18 protein-coding genes are annotated in these 22,368 nt (G+C 69.9%); 6 read left to right on the forward strand and 12 right to left on the reverse strand.

Annotation, left to right across the window (positions count from 1 at the left end):
* Positions 1 to 42: 42 nt before the first annotated feature.
* The 6 genes from ACKUB9_RS30015 to ACKUB9_RS30040 all read right to left on the reverse strand — a co-directional run bounded on the left by ACKUB9_RS30015 (position 43) and on the right by ACKUB9_RS30040 (position 5,374).
* On the reverse strand, positions 43 to 324 hold the full coding sequence (locus ACKUB9_RS30015; RefSeq protein WP_407529700.1) for a hypothetical protein: 282 nt from the start codon (positions 322 to 324) through the stop codon (positions 43 to 45).
* A gap of 91 nt (positions 325 to 415) precedes the next feature.
* Positions 416 to 1,381 (reverse strand): HlyD family secretion protein, encoded by a 966-nt coding sequence (locus tag ACKUB9_RS30020; RefSeq protein ID WP_407529699.1) that lies wholly within the window; start codon positions 1,379 to 1,381, stop codon positions 416 to 418.
* A 1-nt stretch (position 1,382) separates the two neighbouring features.
* The gene (locus ACKUB9_RS30025; protein WP_407529697.1) at positions 1,383 to 1,592 is read right to left on the reverse strand and encodes a DUF1656 domain-containing protein; all 210 of its coding nucleotides are present in this window, start codon (positions 1,590 to 1,592) and stop codon (positions 1,383 to 1,385) included.
* Entirely contained in the window at positions 1,589 to 2,644 is a 1,056-nt protein-coding gene (locus ACKUB9_RS30030; protein WP_407529694.1) for an FUSC family protein, read from the reverse strand. Before ACKUB9_RS30030 ends, ACKUB9_RS30025 begins: the two co-directional genes overlap by 4 nt.
* 39 nt (positions 2,645 to 2,683) lie before the next feature.
* On the reverse strand, positions 2,684 to 2,908 hold the full coding sequence (locus tag ACKUB9_RS30035; protein ID WP_407529692.1) for a hypothetical protein: 225 nt from the start codon (positions 2,906 to 2,908) through the stop codon (positions 2,684 to 2,686).
* A gap of 126 nt (positions 2,909 to 3,034) precedes the next feature.
* Positions 3,035 to 5,374, reverse strand: coding sequence for an NADP-dependent malic enzyme (locus ACKUB9_RS30040; protein WP_407529689.1), 2,340 nt, complete (start codon positions 5,372 to 5,374; stop codon positions 3,035 to 3,037).
* Between the two features lie 84 nt (positions 5,375 to 5,458).
* Here ACKUB9_RS30040 and ACKUB9_RS30045 point away from each other — a divergent pair, with 84 nt between their 5' ends.
* Together ACKUB9_RS30045 and gph are read left to right on the forward strand one after the other, a co-directional pair.
* Positions 5,459 to 6,139, forward strand: coding sequence for a CatB-related O-acetyltransferase (locus ACKUB9_RS30045; protein WP_407529717.1), 681 nt, complete (start codon positions 5,459 to 5,461; stop codon positions 6,137 to 6,139).
* A gap of 35 nt (positions 6,140 to 6,174) precedes the next feature.
* The gene (gene gph, locus ACKUB9_RS30050; protein WP_407529686.1) at positions 6,175 to 6,858 is read left to right on the forward strand and encodes a phosphoglycolate phosphatase; all 684 of its coding nucleotides are present in this window, start codon (positions 6,175 to 6,177) and stop codon (positions 6,856 to 6,858) included.
* Between the two features lie 372 nt (positions 6,859 to 7,230).
* On the opposite strand, the gene ACKUB9_RS30055 is transcribed toward gph, so the two are convergent.
* A complete protein-coding gene (locus tag ACKUB9_RS30055; protein WP_407529683.1) occupies positions 7,231 to 7,977 on the reverse strand; it encodes a glucose 1-dehydrogenase in 747 nt (248 codons plus the stop codon).
* Between the two features lie 107 nt (positions 7,978 to 8,084).
* Between ACKUB9_RS30055 and ACKUB9_RS30060 the strand changes: the two genes are divergently transcribed.
* The gene (locus ACKUB9_RS30060; RefSeq protein WP_407529715.1) at positions 8,085 to 8,450 is read left to right on the forward strand and encodes an ArsR/SmtB family transcription factor; all 366 of its coding nucleotides are present in this window, start codon (positions 8,085 to 8,087) and stop codon (positions 8,448 to 8,450) included.
* Positions 8,451 to 8,554: 104 nt separating this feature from the next.
* Here the strand turns inward: ACKUB9_RS30060 and ACKUB9_RS30065 are convergent, their stop codons facing one another.
* The 3 genes from ACKUB9_RS30065 to aspS are packed head-to-tail and all read right to left on the reverse strand — an operon-like array spanning position 8,555 to position 12,333.
* Positions 8,555 to 9,643 carry an acyltransferase family protein gene (locus tag ACKUB9_RS30065; RefSeq protein ID WP_407529681.1) on the reverse strand — a complete coding sequence of 363 codons (1,089 nt, stop codon included), beginning with the start codon at positions 9,641 to 9,643 and terminating at the stop codon, positions 8,555 to 8,557.
* Entirely contained in the window at positions 9,640 to 10,512 is an 873-nt protein-coding gene (locus ACKUB9_RS30070) for a glycosyltransferase family 2 protein (RefSeq protein WP_407529679.1), read from the reverse strand. The genes ACKUB9_RS30065 and ACKUB9_RS30070 overlap by 4 nt, the downstream gene beginning before the upstream one ends.
* Positions 10,513 to 10,518: 6 nt before the next feature.
* Positions 10,519 to 12,333, reverse strand: a complete 1,815-nt coding sequence (aspS, locus tag ACKUB9_RS30075; protein WP_407529678.1) for an aspartate--tRNA ligase — start codon at positions 12,331 to 12,333, stop codon at positions 10,519 to 10,521.
* Between the two features lie 170 nt (positions 12,334 to 12,503).
* Here aspS and ACKUB9_RS30080 point away from each other — a divergent pair, with 170 nt between their 5' ends.
* The gene (locus tag ACKUB9_RS30080) at positions 12,504 to 13,190 is read left to right on the forward strand and encodes a YoaK family protein (RefSeq protein WP_407529676.1); all 687 of its coding nucleotides are present in this window, start codon (positions 12,504 to 12,506) and stop codon (positions 13,188 to 13,190) included.
* A 140-nt stretch (positions 13,191 to 13,330) separates the two neighbouring features.
* Entirely contained in the window at positions 13,331 to 13,756 is a 426-nt protein-coding gene (locus ACKUB9_RS30085; protein WP_407529675.1) for a hypothetical protein, read from the forward strand.
* Between the two features lie 52 nt (positions 13,757 to 13,808).
* Here the strand turns inward: ACKUB9_RS30085 and ACKUB9_RS30090 are convergent, their stop codons facing one another.
* Positions 13,809 to 15,218, reverse strand: a complete 1,410-nt coding sequence (locus ACKUB9_RS30090; protein WP_407529673.1) for a phosphomannomutase — start codon at positions 15,216 to 15,218, stop codon at positions 13,809 to 13,811.
* Between the two features lie 487 nt (positions 15,219 to 15,705).
* Here ACKUB9_RS30090 and ACKUB9_RS30095 point away from each other — a divergent pair, with 487 nt between their 5' ends.
* A complete protein-coding gene (locus ACKUB9_RS30095) occupies positions 15,706 to 17,154 on the forward strand; it encodes a mannose-1-phosphate guanylyltransferase/mannose-6-phosphate isomerase (RefSeq protein ID WP_407529671.1) in 1,449 nt (482 codons plus the stop codon).
* Positions 17,155 to 17,440: 286 nt separating this feature from the next.
* On the opposite strand, the gene ACKUB9_RS30100 is transcribed toward ACKUB9_RS30095, so the two are convergent.
* Complete coding sequence (locus tag ACKUB9_RS30100) at positions 17,441 to 21,529, reverse strand: rhamnosyltransferase WsaF family glycosyltransferase (RefSeq protein WP_407529669.1); 4,089 nt, start codon at positions 21,527 to 21,529, stop codon at positions 17,441 to 17,443.
* Positions 21,530 to 22,368: the final 839 nt, after the last annotated feature.

Genomic DNA, 22,368 nt, shown 5'->3' on the forward strand with positions numbered 1-22,368 from the left:
TCGTGGCGGGCCGCGGCACGGCGCGGCCCGGTCTCATCCGAACTAGTACGCGTAGTCGCGGCGGGAATAGCCGCGAGCGGGGGCGGAGCCGCGGTTCGGCACCACCCGCGCCCCGTAATCGACGTCGCGGCGCTTGGCGTTGCGCGAGGCGATGTAGCGGCCGGTCAGGCAGCCGGCGACCGCCCCGACGATGCCGCGGTCGGCGAGGTAATGCCCCGCCACGCCGCCGATGATGGCGCCCTTGATGCAGCCCTTGGCCTCGGCCGCGCCGATTCCCATGAGGGTCATCACCACCAGCACTGAAGCCGTTCGCGCCACTCTCATTCCGCTCTCCCGACCGACCATGCGCCGGCCTCCGGGGCCGGCGGCGGGAAGAACGACGGGGAGGCCCGACCCGTTCCGCGAAGGAGGCCGGTCAGCGGCCCGTCCCGGCCCGGTCGGCGAGGGCCGGCGCGGCCGCGCCGTCCGGCCGGACATGGATGGTCGCGGTCATGCCGGCGGCGAGGTGCACCTCTTCGGGCAGGTGCTCGATGCGGATGCGCACCGGGATGCGCTGGGCGAGGCGCACCCAGGTGAAGACGGGATTGACCGAGGGGAGCCCGGCCACGCCCGGCGAGGCGTTCGGGTCCTGGATGCCGCGGGCGATGCTCTCCACGCGCCCGGCGAGCGGGCGGTCGGGATAGCCCATGAGCCGGATCTCGGCCGGATCGTTCGTGCGGATCCGGCGCAGCTGCGTCTCCTCGAAGTAGCCGGCGACCCAGTAGCTGTCCGAATCCACCAGCGTCATGGCGGCCTGGCCGGCCGTGGCGTAGGTGCCGGCCTGGAGCAGGAGGTTCGTCACGTAGCCGTTCACCGGCGAGCGGATCTCGGTGCGCTCCAGGTTGAGGCTGGCGGCGGCGAGGTCCGCCATCGCGCCCTCGTAGGCGGCCTGTGCGGCCTGCGCGGTGCTCTCGAAGGTCTGGCGCACCTCCGCGCTCACCGCGAGGTCGGAGAGTTTCTCGCGCCGGTCGGCCTCCGCCCGGGCGTTCGTCTTCTGGGCTTCCGCGCGGTCGCGCGCCGCCTGGGCCCGCTGCACCGCGATGCGGTAGTCCCGGTCGTCGATCCGAAACAGCAGGTCGCCCTTGCGCACCGCCTGGTTGTCGGCGACCGCGACCGCGGTCACGCGCCCGGACACTTCGGGCGCGACCTGCGCCGTGTACACGCGCACGCTGCCGTCCCGGGTCCAGGGGGTGTCGACGTAGTAGATCCAGGCGAGCCAGGCGAGCAGCGCGGCCCCCGCCGCCGCCATCGCGACCGCCGCGAGGTTGAAGGCGGAGGGCGCCACCGGGGCGGGACTTGCCGCCGGAGCGCGGCCGTGAGGATCGGGGTCGCGCGGGGCCATCTCACACCCGTCCGAGCGAGAGCACGAGGGACGACAGGATCCCGACGAACAGCGCGAGTTCGAGGAGCGGCGAATGGCCGAGGCGGCCGGCGGCGGGCAGCCGGCGCAGGGCCGCGACGGCGCCCCAGGTTCCCGCAGCCGCCACCGGGATGCACAGCGCGAAGGGCGACACCAGCACGCCCAGCAGGTCGATCTCGCGCAGCGGCATCATCGCGCGGCTCTCCAGAGCCAGTCCGGCAGCACCAGCCGGAAGGCCGCCGTCGCGAAGGCGATGCCGGCGAACACCGCGAGACACTGGTTCAGCGAGGCCGCGAGGTCGTACTGCATCGGGTTGGCGGGCGTCACCGCGATCAGGAAGGAGAGATTGTAGCCCAGCGCCGCGCTCGCGGTGCGCGGGTCCGTCATGCCGACCGCGCCGATGAAGAGGAACGGGAAGAGCGTGGCGGCGAGAAGCCCGAACGAGGTCGGCGCGACGAGGAACCCGTACTTGACCACGAGGCCGGCGCCCAGGCCGAGGCCGGCGCCCCAGAGATAGGCGCGGCTGCGCCGGTCCGCGTCCGGGATGGTCGCGAAGACCACCGCGACGACGCCCGAGAAGAGGACGAACACCCCACCGGAGGGCCACGCGGTCGCGGTCCAGACCGCCCAGGCGACGACGGTCACCAGGAAGGTCCGCACGGCGTTGGCCAGGGCGGCCGCTCCGTCCGGCATCCCGCTCGGCGGGGGCGCCGGGTGCTCCGGGGGACCCTGCACCACCTCCGCGATGGCGCTCGCCACGTAGACGCAGGCCACTCCGAGCATGATCTCGGCCCCGCGGGCGAGCGCCGTGGCGAAGGCGGAGAGGGGGGACGCCGCGCTCAGGATGGCGATGAGCCCGGCCGTGAGCCCGGACAGCGCCGCCCCGTGCGCCGGAAAGCCCGGCAGGCGGCTGCCCGCATAGGCGTTCAGCGCGAACCAGAGGGCCAGAAAGGCCCCCATGGCGAGGCCGGCCTGGGCGAAGGCCGCGACCGCCGCGACGCCGGCCACGAGGCCGATCAGCGTGCCGCCCACGCGCCACAGCCCCTTGAGGCCCACCTGCCCGCGCGTCGGCAGCACGATCGCCAGAACGGTCCAGGCGGCCCAGTGCGGGGTGTCGAGTTCGAGCCGCATGGCGAGCCAGAGCGTCGCCAGGGCCGAGAGCGCCGAGCGCAGGCCGAACGGCACCCCGGTCTCGGCGAGCCAGCGGGCCGGGAGCGAGGGGCCGAGGAGGGCGCGCCGCGCCATCGCCTCACGCCGTCCCTTCGCCGGATCGCGGCGCGCGGCTCAGCGCGACAGGCTGCGGTAGACGCAGACCCGGCCCTGGTCCTCGTACCCGCCCGGGCAGGTGGCCACGCAGGCGCCGGCCGCGAATTTCAGGGGCGGCGGACAGGAGCCCGCGCCGGCCTGCGCCGCCGCCGGTCCGGCTCCGCCCAGGACCGAGGCTGCCAAGAGTGTGGCCACGAAGAGCGCGGCCACGAAGAGGGACGCAACGACCCACGCCGTGTCCATCCGCATCACCCGCCCCCTCCGCCCGCGCGGTGCCGCCGGCACCGCCTCTCCGACGGACAGAGAAGCGTCTGACGCGCGTCGGGTCCTTGATCTTTCCTAAGACCGCCGCGCCGGCCGCCCTGAGCCTCACTCCGAGGTCAGCGGCGTCCCCGCCTCCGCGCCCGTCTCGGAGCGCGCCTCGACGCCCGCGCGCGCCTGCGCCTCCACCACGGCGGCGGCCGTGATGTTGACGATGCCGCGCGCCGTCACGGACGGGGTGAGGATGTGGGCGGGCCGGGCCGGGCCGATCAGCAGCGGGCCGACCGGCAGGGCGTTCGCCAGCATCTTCGAGACCTGGAAGGCGATGTTGGCCGCGTCGAGGTTCGGCATGATGAGCACGTTCGCCTCGCCCTTCAGGCGCGAATTCGGCAGCACCCGGTCGCGGACCATCTGCGAGAGCGCGGTGTCGGCGCCCATCTCGCCGTCGGCTTCGAGATCCGGCGCCCGCTCGCGGATCAGCGCGAGGGCGGCGCGCATCTTGCGCGCCGAGGGCGTGTCGAAGGAGCCGAAATCCGCGTGGCTCACCAGCGCGACCTTCGGCGTGAGTCCGAAGCGGCGCACGGTGTCGCCGCAGGCGATGGCGACGTCGGCGATCTCCTCCGCGCTCGGGTCCGGGCGCACGTGGGTGTCGGCCAGGAAGTAGGCCCCCTGCCCCGTCACGATCAGGCTCAGCGCCGCGAGGTCCTTGGCGCCGGGGGCGAGCCCGATGATGTCGCGGATCGTGCGCAGCTTGCTCTCGAAGCGGCCCTCCAGGCCGCAGATCAGCGCGTCCGCCTCGCCCCGGCGCACCATCAGCGCGCCGATCACCGTGTTGTTGGTGCGCACCAGCGTGCGGGCGGCGTCCGGGGTGATGCCGCGCCGGCCGGCGAGGTCCATGTAGGTCTGCACGTAGGTGCGGTAGCGCGGATCGTCCTCCGGGTTGATGAGGTCGAAGTCGCGCTCGCGCCGGATCGAGAGGCCGAAGCGCTTGAGCCGCGTCTCGACCACGCTCGGACGCCCGACCAGGATCGGCTTGGCGAGCCCCTCCTCCACGATGGCCTGCACGGCGCGCAGCACCCGCTCGTCCTCGCCCTCGGCGTAGACCACCCGGCGGGGGTCCTGCTTGGCCTGGGTGAAGACCGGCTTCATGATGAAGCCGGAGCGGTGGACGAAGCGGTCGAGGGAGTCGGCGTAGGCCTGCACGTCCGGCAGCGGGCGCTTGGCGACGCCGGTGTCCATCGCGGCCTTGGCGACCGCCGGCGCGATGCGCAGGATCAGGCGCGGGTCGAAGGGGCTCGGGATCAGGGAGTGCGGGCCGAAGGGCCGCGCCTCGCCGCCGTAGGCGCGGGCCACCACGTCCGAGGGGGTCTCGCGGGCGAGCGCCGCGATCGCCTTCACGGCCGCCGCCTTCATCTCCTCGTTGATGGTGGTGGCGCCGACGTCCAGCGCGCCCCGGAAGATGTAGGGGAAGCACAGGACGTTGTTGACTTGGTTGGGGAAGTCCGAGCGCCCGGTGCAGATCATGGCGTCGGGCCGGCGCGCCTCGGCGAGGTCCGGCATGATCTCCGGATAGGGGTTGGCGAGCGCCATGATCAGCGGCTTCTCGGCCATCTTGTCGAGGAGGTCCGGCTTGAGCACGCCGCCCGCCGAGAGGCCGAGGAAGACGTCGGCCCCCGGGATCACGTCCGCCAGCGTGCGTGCCTCCGTGGGCTGCGCGTAGACCGCCTTCCAGCGGTCCATCAGCGCCTCGCGGCCCTCGAAGACCACGCCCTCGATGTCGGTGACGAAGATGTTCTCGCGCCGCGCGCCGAGCGAGACCAGCAGGTTGAGGCAGGCGAGCGCCGCCGCCCCCGCCCCCGAGGTCACGACCTTGACCTTGCCGAGATCCTTGCCGGCGAGTTCGAGCCCGTTGAGGATCGCCGCCGCCACGATGATCGCAGTGCCGTGCTGGTCGTCGTGGAAGACCGGGATGTTCATCCGGGCCCGGCACTGCTCCTCGACCTCGAAGCATTCCGGCGCCTTGATGTCCTCCAGGTTGATGCCCCCGAAGGTCGGCTCCAGCGCCGCCACCACGTCGACGAGCTTGGCCACGTTCCGCTCGGCCACCTCGATGTCGAAGACGTCGATGCCGGCGAACTTCTTGAACAGGACCGCCTTGCCCTCCATCACGGGCTTGGAGGCGAGCGGGCCGATGTCGCCGAGGCCGAGCACCGCGGTGCCGTTCGAGACCACGGCGACGAGGTTCTGGCGCGTGGTCAGCGTCGCGGCCTCGTCCGGGTCGGCCGCGATGGCCTCGCAGGCGGCGGCGACGCCCGGCGAGTAGGCGAGCGCGAGGTCGCGCTGGTTGCCGAGCGGCTTGGTGGGCTGGATCTCCAGCTTCCCGGGCCGCGGATTGCGGTGATAGAACAGCGCGCCGCTCTTGAGATCGTCCGAAATGTTGCCGCTCACCGCGTTCTCTCCTCGGCTCGCGCGCTCCGGCGCGTCGTCTCCCGGACCTCGGCGCCGCGAGGCGATCCGGGCGTGACGGGTTTCCTGCACCGCCTGCGGGAGAGGCGCAACCCTCACAATGAGACCCGGCTGCATCTGGCCCGGCTCGCGCGCCGCTACGGCTTCGAGATCGGCCCCTACTCCTACGGTAGGCCGAAGGTCCGCTTCCCGGAATCGGGCGCACGACTGACGATCGGCCCCTACTGCTCCATCGCCGACAAGGTCGAGATCCTGCTCGGGGGCAACCACCGCACCGACTGGGTGACGACCTACCCGTTCGCGGCGATGCGCGGCCTGTGGCCCGGGGTCGAGGCGCCGGAGGCCTACCACGCCTCGCGCGGCGACGTGGCGATCGGGGCCGACGTCTGGCTCGGCTCCGGCTGCATGATCCTCTCGGGCGTCACGGTCGGCCCGGGCGCCGTGGTGGCGGCCCGCGCGGTGGTGACGAAGGACGTGCCCCCCTACGCCATCGTCGGCGGCAACCCGGCCCGGGTGATCCGCCACCGCTTTCCCCCCGGGATCGTGGCCGGGCTTCTCGCCACCGCGTGGTGGGAGGCGCCGCCCGAGCGGGTGCGGGCGCTGGTGCCGCTCCTCCAGAGCGGGCGGGCGGAGGCGCTCATCGCGGCGCTGGGCGGGGCGCCGCCGACGGGCGAGGGGCCGGACCCCCTTCCCCGCGCCGGGCCGGCGATCGCGGCGGACGGGGCCGGATCCCCGCACCGACCTTGACAGTCGCGACGGCCGGCGCCACTCCGGGTCCCGCCATGCCCCTCGACCGATCGCGCTTCGACGCCGTGCTCCTCGACCTCGACGGCACGCTCATCGACAGCCTGGGCGATCTCGGGTTCGCCCTCGACGCGGTGCTGGAGCGGGAGGGGCTGCGCCCGGTCACGGCCGCCGAGGTGCGGACCATGGTCGGCGACGGTGCCCTCGCGCTGGTGCGGCGCGCCCTGCAGGCGACCGGGGGTGATCCGGACCGCGCCGCCGCCCTGCTACCGGCCTTCCTGGCCGTCTACGAGCCGGTCGCTGCCACCCGGACGCGCCTGTTCCCGGGCGCGGCGGAGACGGTTCGCCGCCTCGGGGAGGCCGGCTTCGCCCTGGCCGTCGTCACCAACAAGCCGGCGCGGGCGACCGGTCTGATCCTGGAGGCGGTCGGGCTGGCCTCGTCGATCCACGCCGTCCTGGGCGGCGACACGCTCGCCCACCGCAAGCCCGCGCCCGAGCCGGTCTGGGAGGCGCTGCGCCGCCTCGGGACCGCTCCCGGGCGGGCCGTTCTGGTCGGCGACATGCATCACGACATCGAGGCGGCGCGCGCGGCCGGTGTCGCGGCGATCCTGGCGCGCTACGGCTACGGCCGTCCGGACGACGCGGAGGCTGCCGACGCCGTCATCGACGACATCGGCGAACTCCCGGCGGCGATCGCGGCGCTGTCGCACGCGCCGGGCTAAGCATCATTCGCCGAAGTGGTCACCGGTTCGGCGGCGAAAATGATGCAAAAACAATGCTCTAAGCAGAGTTGCGCCATGCAGCTCTGCTTAGGCCGCCCGACACGGGGGCAGACCCCGATCGGCCTGACCCTGCGAGGGGTGGTTCCGACCCATGGCGGCCCCCTGAGGAGGTCCACTCCCAGGCGGCCGACGAGGCGGAGGCCTGCGACCACGTCCGGCGGATCGGCGACGGTCCGCGTCCGAAGGGAGCGACGGCCGAACGCTCAGCGGCCGGTCGTCGCTGTTCGGTCGCGGTCTGCCGACGCTCGCCCCCGACTGTTGCCCCTGCGCGCCCTCCGTCCCGATGGCGCGCGCAGGCACAGCCGGCGCGGGTCAGCGGATGCCGCCGCTGGCGGTGATCACCTCGCCGGTCAACCAGCGGGCGTCGTCGGACGCGAGGAACGCCACCACGCCGGCGATGTCGTCCGGCTGACCGGCGCGGCCGAGAGGCGTCTGCGCGACCAGGCCGGCTTCCATATCGGACCCGACGACCCCGGCCGTATGCGTGCCCTCGGTCACGACGAAGCCCGGGCTGACCACGTTCACGCGGATCCTGCGCGGGGCCAGCTCGTTGGCGAGCACGCCCGAGATGGCGTTCACCGCACCCTTGGTCCCCGCATAGGCCGCCGCCGTCGGCGTATGCACATGAGTGACCGCCGAGGAGATGTTCACGATGCTGCCGCCTTCGCCGAGGTGTTTCGCGGCCGCCTGCGTCGTCAGCAGGACACCGAGCACGTTGATGTCGAACAGGCGGCGATAATGGTCCTCGGTCACCTCCTCGATCGCCGCGAATTCGTAGACGCCGGAATTGTTGACCAGCACGTCGAGCCGGCCGAACTGCTTGACCGCCGCCTCGATCAGGCCCTGCGCCTCGGGCGCCTTGGACACGTCGCCCTGGATCGCGACGGCCCTGCCGCCGGCCGAGACGATGGCCGCGACGACGGCGTCGGCCCCCGCCTTGCTGGACGCGTAGTTCACCACCACGGCCGCGCCCTCCTTCGCCAAGGCCTTGGCGATGCCGGCACCGATGCCCTTCGATGCGCCGGTCACGACGGCGACCTTGCCCTCAAGCTTCGACATGTGCGCTACTCTCCGGTCTGGGCCGGCTCCGGGATGGAGGCCATAGTCCCATAGTTCGGAACTTCGGAACTATGGGACCGGAGTTCAAGACCCCATATGGACGGACGATGAGACCTCTGTTTCACCCTGCCATCGAGGACGTGCGGCCGGAGGCGATCCTGCACGCGCTCGCCGACCCGAGCCGGGCGGCCATCTTCGCCAGGATCATGCGGGCTGGCTGCGTCGAGGCCTGTTCGGCCCTCTCGGCGGTCGGGGATCGCGTCATCCCGAAATCATCGTTGTCCAACCATTTCAAGGTGCTGCGCGAAGCCGGATTGATCCGCAGTGAACGCCACGGTGTCGAGGTGCGCAACTCTTCCCGTTGGGCCGAGGTGGAGGCGCGCTTTCCCGGCCTGCTGGCGGGGATCATCAATGCCTACGCGTCGGACGCCGGCTCGGACGTGCGTGCCGCGGATGCGGCCGGTCCGCGGTAGACGCGCCGCCAAACCCCGCGTCCGAGGCTGCCGGATCAAGGGCCGGGATCCATTCCCCAGCCTCGGCGGTCCTTCATGCAATCGAGCTGGCTGGGGCTTTGGCCCTAACCCTCCCGCACGCGGGAGACGGCGTCCCCGCGCAGGGCCGGGAGGGGCCGGCGGCCGAGCAGGCGGTGCTTGAGCCCGAGCGCCGGCTTCTCCACGGCGTACCAGGAGAGGGCCGCGACCGCGAGCGTGAGGAGGAGCGCCGGCGGCAGGAGCTGCCACGCGCCCGCCGCCGGAAACAGCGCGCACAAGGCCTGCTGCACCGGCCAGCCGTACAGGTAGGTGCCGTAGGACAGGTCCGCCCGCGGATCGAGGCCGGGGCGGCTCAGGGCCGGCGCGAAGGCGACCTGGATCGCCGCGTAGGTCTCGGCCGCGAACAGGAGCGGCGGCCCGAGCGCGGTGCCGCGCGCGAGCAGCGCCGCCGCGAGGAGCCCGAGCGCGACCGGCCAGGACAGCCGCACCCGGTCGCGCCAGAGGTAGAGCGCCGCCCCGCCCGCAAAGATCAGCGGCAGGCGCAGGGCCGTCTCGACGCCCTTCGGCATCGGATCGGCCTTGAGGCCGAGCCCGAGGAGCCCGACGAAGAGCCCGGCCACCAGCGCCGGGGCGAGCCAGCGCCGACGCAGCGCCCCGGCGAGGCCAGCCGCGAGCAGCCCGGCGTAGCACAGGATCTCGTATTTCAGCGTCCAGACCGTGCCCATTGGGAAGCCGAAGGGATTCTCCGAGAAGACCCCCGGCAGGGCGCCGTTGCTGCGGAAGCGCGTGAGCGTGTCGGCGATGAAGCGCCAGAGGCCGGGCTCGCGCCAGTAGGCGTCGAGGGGCAGCCGCGTCAGGGCCGCCCCGAGGACGAGCGCGACCGCCAGCACCGCCGCCACCAGCCCCGGCAGGATGCGCAAGGTCCGGGCGAGCGCGTAGTCCCGCGCGCCCCGCCGGTCGAGGCTCATCGTGACGAGGAAGCCTGAGATGGCGAAGAAGCCGTTCACCGCGTGCTCGCCCAGCGTGTAGCCGGTGAGCCCGGTCAGCGGCTCGTCGGCGACGCGCCCCGTGGTGACGCTGAAGCCGTGCGAGACCACCACCGCGAGGGCCAGCGCGAGGCGCAGGATGCCGAAGCCGTTGTGGGGGCGCGCGAGCGCATCCGCGACCGTGCTCACGACGCGAGCCCCTCGCGGGCGAGCGCGCGCCGCCCCCGCAGGGCCGCGAGCGCGCCGGCCGCCGAGCCGGCGTAGCGCTCGATGCGGGACCGGCTGAGGGTGGCGAGCGCGCCGAGCGCCTTGGCGCCGTTCACCGCCAGCATGCCGGGCGCCGGGTTCGGCAGGCCGTACTTGCGCGACACGTAGGCGCGCGACCACGCCTGATGCCAGCGCGCCCGGTGGATGCGGCCCGGGGCCGGTGCGCTCGACGCGCCCCGCCCGTGGCGGGCCAGCGCCCCGTGCACGTGGACGAGCGCGCGCCCGGCATCGGCCACCCGGCGGCAGAGGTCGTCGTCCTCGTAGAACAGGAAGATCTCTTCGTCGAAGCCGCCGAGCGAGAGGTAGAGGTCGCGCGGCGCCATCAGGCAGGCGCCCGACAGGAAGGGCGCGCAGGCATCCCCCTCCGGCAGGACGAGGCGCCCGCCCGGGTTCTGCAGGTAGGGCGAGAGCAGCGAGCGGGGCTGGAAGAAAACCCGCCCGTCCGGCTCGACGAGGCGCGGGGCGAGAAGCCCCGCCTCGGGGTAGCGGCCGGCGGCGGCGAGCAGCGCGTCGGCCGCCCCCGCCTCCAGGATCACGTCGGGGTTGACGATCAGCACGAACTCGGCGCCGCGGGCCGACCGCACGCCGGCATTGTTCGCCCGCCCGTAGCCCTCGTTCCGCGCCATCCGGATCACCCGGGCGCCGTGCGCCTCGGCGAGGTCCGCCGAGCCGTCGCGGCTGGCGTTGTCGACCACCAGCGCCGGCACGTGCGCCTGCGCCAAGCCCGTGAGGCAGGCGGGCAGCACGCCCGCGCTGTCATGCGCGACGACGATCGCGACGAGGCGCGGCACTCCCGCTCAGGCCGATTGTTCGGGCAGGTTCAGGCGGATGTGCAGCTCGCGCAGCTGCTTGGGCGTCACCGTCGAGGGCGCACCCATCATCAGGTCCTCGGCCCGCTGGTTCATCGGGAAGAGCACGACCTCGCGGATGTTCGGCTCGTGGCAGAGCAGCATCACGATGCGGTCGACGCCCGGCGCGATGCCGCCGTGGGGAGGCGCGCCCAGGCGCAGCGCGTTCAGCATGCCGCCGAACTTCGCCTCCAGGACATCCCGGCCGTAGCCGGCGATGGCGAAGGCCTTTTCCATCACGTCCGGGCGGTGGTTGCGGATCGCACCCGAGGACAGCTCGATGCCGTTGCAGACGATGTCGTACTGGAACGCCTTGATCCCGAGGATCTGGTCCGCGTCCGCGGGGTCGAGGGCCAGAAAGGCGTCGTGGTCGAAGTTCGGCATCGAGAACGGGTTGTGCGAGAAGTCGATGCGCTTCTCGTCCTCGTTCCACTCGTACATCGGGAAGTCGGTGATCCAGCAGAAGGCGAACTGGTCCTTGTCGGACAGGCCGAGGTCGTCGCCGATGCGGATACGCGCCTTGCCGGCGAGCCCCGCCGCCTTGGCCTCGGTGCCGGCCGAGAAGAACACCGCGTCGCCCGCCGTGAGGCCGGCCTTGGCGGCGATCGCCGCCTGCACGGCGGCGGGCACGAACTTGGCGATCGGGCCGCGGCCGGTGAGCTGCCCGCCCTCCTCCTCGAACACGATGTAGCCGAGGCCCGGCGCGCCCTCGCCCCGCGCCCAGTCGTTGAGCTTGTCGAAGAACGAGCGCGGCTGGGAGCCAGCGCCCGGGGCGGGGATCGCCCGCACCACGCCGCCCGCCTTGATGACGGTCTTGAAGGCGTTGAAGGTGACGCTCTCGGCGGAAAATTCCTCCGTCACGTCGACGATGACGAGCGGGTTGCGCAGGTCCGGCTTGTCGACGCCGTAGTTCAGCATCGCCTCGGCGTAGGGGATGCGCGGGAAGCGCGGCGTCACGCGCCAGCCCTCTGCGAACTCCTCGAACACGCCGCGCAGCACCGGCTCGACGGCCTGAAACACGTCCTCCTGCGTGACGAAGCTCATCTCGATGTCGAGCTGGTAGAACTCGCCGGGTGAGCGGTCGGCGCGGGCGTCCTCATCGCGAAAACAGGGCGCGATCTGGAAGTAGCGGTCGAAGCCCGCGATCATCGTGAGCTGCTTGAACTGCTGGGGCGCCTGCGGCAGGGCGTAGAACTGGCCCGGATGCAGGCGCGAGGGCACCAGGAAGTCGCGCGCGCCCTCCGGCGAGGAGGCGGTCAGGATCGGGGTCTGGAACTCGAAGAACCCGCCCTCGCGCATGCGCCGGCGCAGGGAATCGATGATCGCCCCGCGCTTCATGATGTTGGCGTGCAGTTTCTCCCGGCGCAGGTCGAGGAAGCGGTAGCGCAGCCGCGTCTCCTCCGGGTAGTCGAGATCGCCGAAGACCGGCATCGGCAGCTCGGCGGCCGCGCCCAGCACCTCGATCTCGTCGATGTAGACCTCCACCGCGCCGGTGGGCAGGTCCGCGTTCTCGGTGCCGGCCGGGCGCTGGCGCACCCGCCCGTCGAGGCGGATCACCCATTCCGAGCGCACCGCCTCGGCCGCCCGGAAGGCGGGCGAATCCGCGTCCACCACGCACTGCGTCAGCCCGTAATGGTCGCGCAGGTCGACGAACAGCACCCCTCCGTGGTCGCGGATGCGGTGGCACCAGCCCGAGAGCCGGACCGACGCGCCGATGTCGGACGGGCGCAGCGCGCCGCAGGTGTGGGTACGATAGCGATGCATGACGGCTTCTTCTGATGGGCTGGCGGAGGCGGCCGGGCCGGCCCCCGGTCGAAAGCCGGCGCACCCATTCACGCACGCGTGCCCAAGTCAAGCGATTGCCCAAGTCGAGCGTGCGCCCAAGGCTAGCGTGCGCCCAAGTCCAAGCGCCCCGGCCAGCGAGGAAGCCCGCCGTGCCAGTGACCCCCTCGTCCCCCGCCCGGTCCGGGCTCCCGCTGCGCGACGCCGCGCTCGGCCTCGCGCTCACCGCGACGGCGGGCTGGATCGACGCCATCGGCTTCCTGCGGCTCGGCGGGCTTTACACCTCGTTCATGAGCGGCAACACCACGCAGTTCGCCGTCGCACTCGGGCAAGCGGATGGTGCGGGGGCGCTGCCCGTCGGCGCGTTGCTGGCCGCCTTCGCGGGCGGCAGCGTGCTCGGCGGCCTGGCGCGGGGCGCTGCGCCGGCGCAGTGGGTCGCGGCGCTGGTGCTCACCCTCGAAGCGCTGCTGCTGGGCACCGCGACGGCGCTGGCGCTCGCGAGTCCCGACGCGCTCCCGGCGACGCTGCTGCTCGCCTTCGCGATGGGAGCCCAGAACGCCGCGCTGGTCCAGGTCGCCGGCTTCCGGGCCGGCACCACCTTCGTCACCGGCGCCCTCTCGGGCTTCGGCCAGAAATTGGGTCTCGCGCTCGCCGGCCGCGGGCCGCGCTGGGACTGGGCCGGCGACGGGGTGGTGTGGATCGGGCTCCTGCTCGGCGGGGTGGGCGGGGCGGCGGCCTACGGCCAGCTGGCGCTCGCGGCTCTGCTGCCCCCGGCCGTGCTGACCGCCGCGCTGGCGGTGGGGCTCCTGGCGGCGGCGCTGCGGCGGACGGATCCGTGACCGCGGCGCGCCCTGCGCGAGCACCCCGCGAACGCGGCCGGCTCAACCGCGTGTTCGAGCCCGTGCGGCACGCCGGCGGGAGGCCGGAAACACGCCCCCTCCCCCTTCCAGAACGAAGCGCGAACACCTATATCAATCCCATGTTCGACAACAGCTTTTTCGGGCCGATCGAGGCCCCCGCGAGCGGGCCGCCGGAGGGCGCCCCCGCCCCGGCTCCGGCCGGGGATCTCCTCGTCGAGCGCCAGGAGGGCGCGTGGCGCGTGCTGCCGATCGAGGGCCGGTTCGAACTGGTCTACGAGGACGGCAGCGGCGCCTGGAGCGTCCGGCGCTTGGCCGCGCACGAGCTGAAGATCGGCCCGGGCCGGGTGCTGGTCGGGGGCACCGACCGCGACCGCGACGGCTACCGCGGCTTCCGGGCCGACCGCATCCACCGCCTCACCGACCGCGACACGGGCGAGCGGGTGGAGCGCAACATCCTCGACTGGCTGACGCGCCGGGCCGAGGCGACGCGCCGCGCGCGGGCGGCGACCCTGCGCCGGGCCTCGCGCGGGCGCAAGCCCGCCTGAGGCCCGCCGGGAGGGCGCGCGTCCGGGTCCCGACTCGGTCGGGCGCGGCGCCTCACGCCTGCTGCATGGCTGCCGCGGCGGCTCCCAGCCCCCAGCGCACGAGCGCCTCGGCGTCCGCCGCCGTCCGGGCCTCCGCGTAGCAGCGCAGCTCGGGCGCGTTCCCGGAGGCGCGGAAGTGGATGGTCCGTCCGCCGTCGAGCTCGATCCGCACCCCGTCCTGCGCGTCGACGGCGAGCGGCGTGCCGACCTGGCGCAGGAAGTCCCGGCGGAAGGCCTCCTGGCCGAGCTGCCGCAGCAGGGCGCTGCTGCGCTCCGCGGGCGTGTTGGGCAGGCGGTCGCTCGCGGTCTCGCCCGCGTTGAGCGAGGCGACGAGATCGGCGAGCGGCTGGCCGGCCTCGCGCGCCGCCGCCAGCGTCGCCAGGATCGGCAGCACCGCGTCGCGGGTCGGCAGGGCGGCCAGCGTCTTGCCGCCGATGGTCACGTCCGACCCGAGCAGGAAGCCGCCATTCGCCTCGAAGCCGACGACCGAGGGGGCGCCCTCCTGCTGCGCCTGCGCCATGCCGGCGATGACGAAGGGCGAGCCGACCTTGGTGCGCAGCACGCGCCGGAAGCCGGCCTGCTCGAGGGCCGAGCCGGCCGTGACGGGCACCACGACCGTATCGATGCCGAGGGTGCGGGCGGTGATCAGGCCGAGGATGTCGCCGCGCACGATCCGGCCCGTGCCGTCCGCGACGAGCGGCCGGTCGGCGTCGCCGTCCGTCGTCACGAGCGCATCGAAGCCGCCCGAGGTCACGGCCTCGCGGATGGTGGCGACGTCCTCGGGGCGGTGAGCCTCGGTGTCGATCGGGACGAAGACCGCGGACCGCCCGACCGGCACGACCTGGGCGCCGAACGCCGCGAGCAGATCGACCAGGAGGTCGCGGGCGACCGAGCTCTGCTGATAGACGCCGATCGTCAGGCCGGCCAGGGTCGTGGCTGGAAACACGTCGCTGTAGCGCCGGTGGTAGCGGTCGAGCGCGCCGGTGTCCGGCGCCCCGGCGGGCGTGCTCGTGGCGCCCGCTTCGTCGACGCCGCCGAGGGCCCCCAGGATGGCGGCCTCGTCGGCCTTGGTGATCTCGCCGTCCGGCCGGTAGAATTTCAGGCCGTTGCGGTCCTCCGGGATGTGGCTGCCCGTCACCATCACGGCGCAGGCGCCCCGCCGCATGCTCTCCAGCGCCAGGGCCGGGGTCGGCAGCGCGCCGCAATCGACGGCGTTGAAGCCGGCCGCCGCGGCGGCGCTGGCCACCGTTCCGGCGATCCGCGGACTGCTGTCGCGCAGATCCCGACCGATCACGACCTCGCGGCCGGTGCCGCCCGCCGCGACGGAGCGGAAGAAGGCGCTCGCATAGGCGTAGCTCGGCCCCCCTACGAGGTCTGTCACGAGGCCGCGCAGGCCGCTCGTCCCGAACTTCAAGCTGCTCATGAACTCTCCATCGGCCTTGAGGCGGTTCCTATGATCGATCGCATCGTCGGTGCGGTTCAAGACGGTCCGGCGGGCATCGTCCCAAAGGTCGGACGCCGCGCTCGTCCGCACCTCCCTCATTGCCCCGTTGATGGCGGACGATGCAGGCCGCCGGTGAAATCGTATGCTGGTCAGAGCCCCTCAGGGTAGAACTGCGGGTTCGGCCGGCACGGCGCGGTGGGGCTTGGGGTGGAGCGCTCGGCCGGCGCTCCGCATCGGGCGCCTTCGCGTTTCGTTTGGAGACAGTACCGGCTATCCCTGCGCCGATCGATCCGGCCGGCTCATGGGTCCCATGTCCGGTCCGTGACGTGCAATCCGGCGGCGGACGTGGCAGTTGTCCTGAGACGCCGCGGGCCATACGCAACACAGCGCCAGGAGGAAACGCCTGGTGTCTGCATGCGCCCGGATTGATCCGACAAGCGCAAGGCCAGATGTATCGGAGCAAGCGATGACCGCCTCGGAACACGACCTGATCCATCCGGTGATCCTTTGCGGTGGATCGGGCACGCGGCTGTGGCCCGCCTCGCGGGAGAGCCACCCGAAGCAGTTCGCCCCTCTCGTGGAGGCAGACCGGTCGTCGTTCCAGGCCACGGCGCTTCGCCTAGTGGACGCTGTGTTCGCCAAGCCCACCGTCGTCACCGCGCAGGAGGCCCGCTTCACCGTCGGGGAGCAACTCGCCCAGGTGGGCGTGGCGGCCGACATCCTGCTTGAGCCGCAGCGCCGCGATTCTGCAGCAGCCGTGGCGGTGGCGGCCCTCAACGCCGCCCGCCGCGACCCGAAAGCCCTGGTGTTGATCCTAGCGGCGGATCACGTCGTGGGCGATACGCCGGCCTTCGTCGCCGCTGTCAGGGCCGCCGCCGTTGCAGCGCGCGACGGCTGCATCATGACGCTCGGTATCGCGCCCACCGCCCCTGCCACCGCCTATGGCTACATCCAGATGGGCGATCCGCTGCCCGGAGCGGCCGGCTTGAGCGGGGCCCATGCCATCGCACGCTTCCTTGAGAAGCCTGACGCGGCGCACGCCGAAGGCCTGATCGCCGAAGGGGCGCTGTGGAACAGCGGCTACTTCCTGTTCCGCGCCGACGTGATGCTCGACGAGCTGCGCACGCATGCGCCGGCCGTGCTCGACGCCGCCGAGCAGGCCCTCGCGCGGGCCAGCCGCGACCTCGACTTCGTGCGGCTCGATCCGGCCGCTTTCGCGCAGGCACCGAAGATCTCCATCGACTACGCGGTGATGGAGCGCACCCGGCGCTCGGGCGTGCTGCCGGTGCACTTTCCCTGGTCGGATATCGGCACCTGGGGTGCCCTGTGGGAGGTTTTGGACCGGGACGGATCCGGCAACGCCCTGCGCGGCCGGGCCGTGGTGCGGGACACGCGCAACAGCCTCGTGCACAGCTCCGGCGACATCCTGACGACGGTCGTGGGGCTCGACGACGTGGTGGTGGTCACCACCCCGGATGCCGTGTTGGTGACGAGCCGCGAGGCCGGCAGCGAGGTCAAGGCCTTGGTGGAGGACCTGCGCGCGCGCGGCGAGCCCGAGGCGGATGCGCATCGGCGGATGCACCGGCCGTGGGGATCCTACGAGCGGATTGATGTGGGATCGCGGTTCCAGGTGAAGCGGATCACCGTGACACCAGGGGGCCGACTGTCGCTCCAGAAGCACTACCATCGCGCCGAGCACTGGGTGGTTGTGCGCGGCACCGCCGAAGTGACGTTGGATGGAGCGGTGACGCTGGTGCACGAGAACGAGGCGATCTACCTGCCGATTGGCTGCGTGCACCGGTTAGTGAACCCGGGCAAGATCCCACTGGAGCTGATCGAGGTGCAGGTCGGCAGCTACACGGGCGAGGACGACATCGTCCGGATCGAGGACGTGTACGGCCGCGAAAACGCCTGACGGGCTTGGCTTCGTTCGGTGGTAGCCCGGCTGAAGTCGGCTCGGGTCTGATCAGCTCAATCCCGGCCCGGGCTGTGGACGCTCTATCGCCTAACCCTCCGACCAGCCGGTTGGACCTCGCGCACATATACCCTGACCGAATCGCCCCATCGGTCACTCTGGTAGACCGCCTGGAGCTATACCACTATCAAGGGGGGACGATGCGGCGGGCAGGCGTGCCGCAGGCGCCCCCACCCTGAGATGCTTGCCGCTCCCCCGGCGGTGGCAGGCGAGCGGCGGGGTGCAATCAGCGAGCCTGATCGAACAGGTCGCGGGTCATCTGGGCCACCTCGCGCGATTCGTAGCGCGGCATATCACACGGCAGGTCGGCGAGCGGTCGGGTCGGAACGTGCGATCCGATCGTCGCGGAGGCCGACCGGACGGCTTGTTCGAGCGCGAGTGCGAGATCTTCCGCGTTCAAACTGCGCACGGAGTGGATATTTTCGGACCGCCTCGCAGGATCCTTGTTGAGGAAGCTGTTCGTCACCGTGTGAAGGCCGGCATAGGCCATCTCCAGGGGCGGGTAGCTCGGATGCGGCGAGGCCATCAGCGATACGCCGACCGACGCCCGGCTGAGAAGGTCACCGTATTCCGGCAGGCTGAGCTTTCCGCGCACCTCCAAGTTCCGGACCTGCGAGACCCTGACGGGATCGAACTCCTCTCCGGCGGAGACGATCCGCCACCGCTCCGCCTCCACCGGGTCGGAGCGCTGCCACAGGCTGATCGCCTGACAGATGATCTCGAAGCAGTTCCGCGCCGTTCCCGGTCTGCCGTACACCAGGATGATGCGTTCGCGCGGGAGCGACGACAGCGCCGCCGCGATGGTCGGATTGATCTCGAACGGGATGACCCGCGCCTGTCCCAGCCGGTAGTTCTCTAAGAAGTAGTTCGCCAGCTCCTCCGAGTTGAGCAGCGAGATAGTATCGGTCGGTTTGAAATAGGTATCTTGGGCCTGCCCGAACTGCGACGACCAGTTATAAAAATTCGGCTCGTGGTCCTGAATTAAGTAGATAACCGGCCGGTGCCGGCCGAAGAGTTTCTTCTGCCTGTCCTGGAGTTGGTAGGCGGTGTGCGCGGTCCACCACGCCGTCGCCAGGAAAATGTCGTTGGGCCGCACCGTGATATAGCCGCGCTGCCGCTCGCTCGCGTCGAGCACGGTCCGGGGCAGATCGTCCCGGACGGACGAGATTGGAATCAGGCGGTAGTCGGGGAAGCGCAACATCGACAGCAGATCGATCCTCTCGGAGATGCTGATGATGCGCAGGTCGACGTCACCGCCGATCTGCGCCGCGATATCTTCGAAGATGCGGATGGCTGTGGTGAGGCCGCCGAAGAACTTGGCCGGCTGCAGCGTGTTCACGATGAGGTTGAAGCGCGGGCGTGCGCCCGTATCGCGGCGAACCAGAGGCGGATTGATCTCGGAGACCAAGTTCGCGTCCTTAGGGCGGCGAACGCGGTTGAACAGCAGTGGCCGGTGAACACGACGCAATGCTACACTCAACTCATCCTCGTCCGTGACTGAGACGAGGTGGGACAGCGAAGCGTTGCGGTCCGCTGCCACCTTGATCCAGCGAAAGCCGGCTGCTTCGGCGATGTACAGGATGGATCGCTCGATAGCGTGTGCGGTCGTCCCGTCGATCTGGCCGCCCTCCGCCGGGAAATCCGACCAATCCAGATCGAGCGCGAGCAGCGGCTCAAGAGCCGCGCATCGGCCCCAGAAGAACGAACTCGACGGGAATTCCAGCACCAGATCCTTTGATAAGGCGACACCGCAACGCGCGAGCAGATCCTTCATTTTCTGGTAGTTATAGCCAAAATTCAGCAGATGTCTGACTGCTGGAAAATGCTGAGAAAATACAACGCCGATATCCTGTGCCGTCAGCATGTGCAGGATCGACGTGACGGTGGACCTGCTGCCGATCAAGTTCGTAAGTAGGTGCTCACGCCAGGACGAGAACGCATCATCATGAGGCGATTTCTTAGAGTGTATATGGAGAAAGATGTCGTAGTTTCGAAAGACGTCACGGAATCCGACAACCATCGGCGCGATATCGCGGCCTACGTTGGGAAATACACGTACCGTCAGATCGCCGTCGGTGTACGCGCTGAGCGCGTCCTCGATCTCCTTCCGCTTCGTCTCAGTGTCTGTCGAGACGAACACATCGGCCGGAACGGGCATGTGGCACAGGTGCTCCAGCAACTCCCCGCAGAAATCTGTGTAGAAGATGTGGGCTATGATCGCGACGCGCGCGGGCAGAGTCGGCTTGCCCCCGTCGAGAAAGGCGAACGGCACTTCCAGTGCGAGATCGACCTCGTCCACCGGCCGGCAACTTGTGGTCGCGCCGTAGTAGGTTTTCAGGGCATCGGGTTGGCTGAAGCGCTGCTTCGGGCTCGGCACAGGCCGCTGCGAACTACCGCCGCCCCGATCCTCGGTCAGATACGCCTCGATCTCGGCGGCAAGGCCAGGCTCGGCGCTGAAGGCGGTCTGCCAGCCTGTGACGTCGATGTCATGCGGCCGCTCCCGCAGCAACTGTGCCTTGATGAACGGAAACCCGCGCGCGAGCAGGCCACGCCATCCGTGCAGCGTGGGGTTCGGGGGCAGCGTCGCCGGGTCAGCCGCCTCAGCCGGGAACAGGACGTCGATGGTGACGCCCTCCTCCTTCCACCGCTCGATCGAGCGGATCTCGTACTCGTTGATGACGACCTGCTTATCCTGATTGCTTCTGATTCCATTCCAGAATGCGCGAACTCGCGGGTTCCGCAGGCCCGAGGAGGTGACTGCGGTGAAGAAGCTCATGAGGTGGTGCTTGGCCTGATAGCTGTCGCACAGCGCGACAATATCCTTGTCGCTCGCCCGGACGCCGTCGAGGATTGCAGAGAGGCTATCCTGGCTCGTCGGTCCGCAGAGGCTGTCATTCATCAGGATCAGGCGGCGCGCCGTCCAAGCGTCAGGAAGGGCCGCGAGGGCCGTCGCCCAGGCGGCGAAGTCCCAGCCGTGATTGATGCGCACGAGCAGTCCGTCGACGGAGTCGGCCACTGACGCAAGCGACTCCGTCAGCCCGTCTGTCGCGACGATTAGAACAATCTTTAGGCCTGCTTGCCGCAGGACGCGGAGTTGCCTGATGATGTGATCGTGGATCCTGCCGTGCGTAGAATACGTGACGTAGAAGCAGGCTTCCGTGTCGGCCAGTGTTCCGGGTGACTGAAGGATCTCGAACGGAATGTCGAGGGCGTCGCAGTCGGGCGTGTCCCGATCCGGTGCGCGCGGCAGGTATCCCCTCGCCTGGCCCTCTGTGAGATAATGTGCAAGCGGGATAATGTCGGACTTGTCCGCGTCTGGGTAGCGGGACTGGTACCAAGCGCTGTCGAACTTCGGTCCGGGATCTCGGCCTTCCATCCAGCCCGAACGGATGTAGTGGGCCAGTGGGTTTAGGTTGTCCTCGAGAACGTCACCATTATGCAGGAGATACCAAGCGCTATCGAATAAGGCATTCGGATTGCGGCCGGCTTTAACTCCACCAGTCAGGTAGTCCATGGCAGGGTTCGTGCCGGCGTCCATCGAACTGGCATATGTATTTGCGTACCATTTAGTTTTAAACAGCGGTGATGGATCGCGACCCTGGCGGCCGCCATTCTCTACGAAGTGGCGAAGAGGGTTGATGCTGTCAATTTGAACATCTGAATTTGTACAAAGATACCAATCTCCATCAAAAATGGGATGAGTCGATTTGTTCCATTTTCGAGGATCTACCAGATAATCAATAAGGGGATTGGCAAATATCTTTGGCTCTTCCCTGTTTTGTCCTTCGTAATAGTTGGCATCGAAGAAGGGATGCGGATCGTACCCTTTCTCTGCCCCGTCAATAAGATAATGGGTGAGCGGCGTGAGTCCGGAACCGATGACGTGCGGATACCGCTCGATGTACCATTTAGTGTTGAAGAGGGGATGCGGGTCCCTGGTCGTGCAGTGGGCAATGTAGTCATCGAGGGCATGGTGTATGGCTACCTTGTAGGTTGCCGCATACCATGAGCTGTCGAACAATCCGTTGGGTGTCAGTCCGACTCCCTCGCCACGCAAGATGAAGTCCAGAAACGGAAGCCGCGCGTAGCGTCTGTATTCCGGATATGCGAACTCATACCAGTTGCTATCGAACAACGGCATCGGCCATCGGCCCTCTGGTGCGCCCCATTCCAAGTAATGAGATAGAGGGTCCACACCCGCTTCAGCTACGTCCAAATTAGAGGAAATGTACCACTTCCTGTCAAAGCGTCTTTGCGCAGCGCGATATTCGCGGCGCTTGGGGGAGAATAAATGCAAGTTGTACTTGCCTTTCATGTTTATCTCCGACGAGACCACGTGCCCGCGAGGCAAAAAGATAACTGATATCGGCTGCAGCACACGTCAGCTCCCGTAAGAATGCGAGAGCAAGCAGCTGCGGGTGTGGCGGAATTCTGGAGTTGATCCGCTTTGGTGGAGTGATGGAACGCTTGAGAGCCGTGGTTCGGCGAGCATCTCCGTTCGTAGTGGACGCGGGATCTGTAGCCCAGGGCTGAGTGCGACCGCACGGGCTTGTAGAAGCCCTCGATCAGGATGGAAATGGCCATAGTGGCCTGAGGCTGCGAGGTTAAACGCCGCCGTTTCAGCCGCTCGCACTCCAGCGTCGCTGCAAGGTCTTGCTTTCACGGTCGCGGCGATGTCGAGCGTGACGCCGTCCGCGATCTCGCGCTGGCCGGGTGTCTGGTCGCGGCAGTGATCGCGACCTAGAGCAAGGCTATCCCGAGGCGCTTGCGTGATGAGGCTTGCGAGGGGCGCGGTCGATAAGGAGAGCCTGCACATCACAGATGGATGGCTTCCCCAGCACAAAGGCGCGGGCCTCGATGGAGGAGCGTTCACGGACGTCATCGTCACCAGCGCCGGCAGATGGGCCGCTCGATCGGGCGCGGATCGGTCTGAGCGTACAAAAAATTCAAACTCGCTGTACATAGTCCATTTCAAATTAGCACAAGTTATACCGCCGCGCTTATGAACTGATCTGTTCCAAGTAGGGGTAGGCGCAGAGTGACTTGATGCGGCCTGTCTCTGCCGCGAGCGCAGTCCAGGCTTGGCAGCACGCCTCGACGACGGCCTCGTAGTCGGCCAGGAGCCGGTGGGAGAGATAGCGCTCGCGCAGGTAG

This window comes from Methylobacterium oryzisoli, assembly GCF_046557895.1.
In the GTDB taxonomy this organism is placed as follows: Bacteria; Pseudomonadota; Alphaproteobacteria; order Rhizobiales; family Beijerinckiaceae; genus Methylobacterium; species Methylobacterium oryzisoli.

What these genes read in the sequence shown, in the direction of transcription:
- ACKUB9_RS30025 (WP_407529697.1), bottom strand. Translation starts at nt 1,592, where the DNA reads ATGATGCCGCTGCGCGAGATCGACCTGCTGGGCGTGCTGGTGTCGCCC.
- ACKUB9_RS30090 (WP_407529673.1), bottom strand. Translation starts at nt 15,218, where the DNA reads ATGAGCAGCTTGAAGTTCGGGACGAGCGGCCTGCGCGGCCTCGTGACA.
- ACKUB9_RS30085 (WP_407529675.1), top strand. Translation starts at nt 13,331, where the DNA reads ATGTTCGACAACAGCTTTTTCGGGCCGATCGAGGCCCCCGCGAGCGGG.
- ACKUB9_RS30055 (WP_407529683.1), bottom strand. Translation starts at nt 7,977, where the DNA reads ATGTCGAAGCTTGAGGGCAAGGTCGCCGTCGTGACCGGCGCATCGAAG.
- gph (WP_407529686.1), top strand. Translation starts at nt 6,175, where the DNA reads ATGCCCCTCGACCGATCGCGCTTCGACGCCGTGCTCCTCGACCTCGAC.
- ACKUB9_RS30020 (WP_407529699.1), bottom strand. Translation starts at nt 1,381, where the DNA reads ATGGCCCCGCGCGACCCCGATCCTCACGGCCGCGCTCCGGCGGCAAGT.
- ACKUB9_RS30035 (WP_407529692.1), bottom strand. Translation starts at nt 2,908, where the DNA reads ATGGACACGGCGTGGGTCGTTGCGTCCCTCTTCGTGGCCGCGCTCTTC.
- ACKUB9_RS30015 (WP_407529700.1), bottom strand. Translation starts at nt 324, where the DNA reads ATGAGAGTGGCGCGAACGGCTTCAGTGCTGGTGGTGATGACCCTCATG.
- ACKUB9_RS30095 (WP_407529671.1), top strand. Translation starts at nt 15,706, where the DNA reads ATGACCGCCTCGGAACACGACCTGATCCATCCGGTGATCCTTTGCGGT.
- ACKUB9_RS30100 (WP_407529669.1), bottom strand. Translation starts at nt 21,529, where the DNA reads ATGAAAGGCAAGTACAACTTGCATTTATTCTCCCCCAAGCGCCGCGAA.
- ACKUB9_RS30060 (WP_407529715.1), top strand. Translation starts at nt 8,085, where the DNA reads ATGAGACCTCTGTTTCACCCTGCCATCGAGGACGTGCGGCCGGAGGCG.
- aspS (WP_407529678.1), bottom strand. Translation starts at nt 12,333, where the DNA reads ATGCATCGCTATCGTACCCACACCTGCGGCGCGCTGCGCCCGTCCGAC.
- ACKUB9_RS30030 (WP_407529694.1), bottom strand. Translation starts at nt 2,644, where the DNA reads ATGGCGCGGCGCGCCCTCCTCGGCCCCTCGCTCCCGGCCCGCTGGCTC.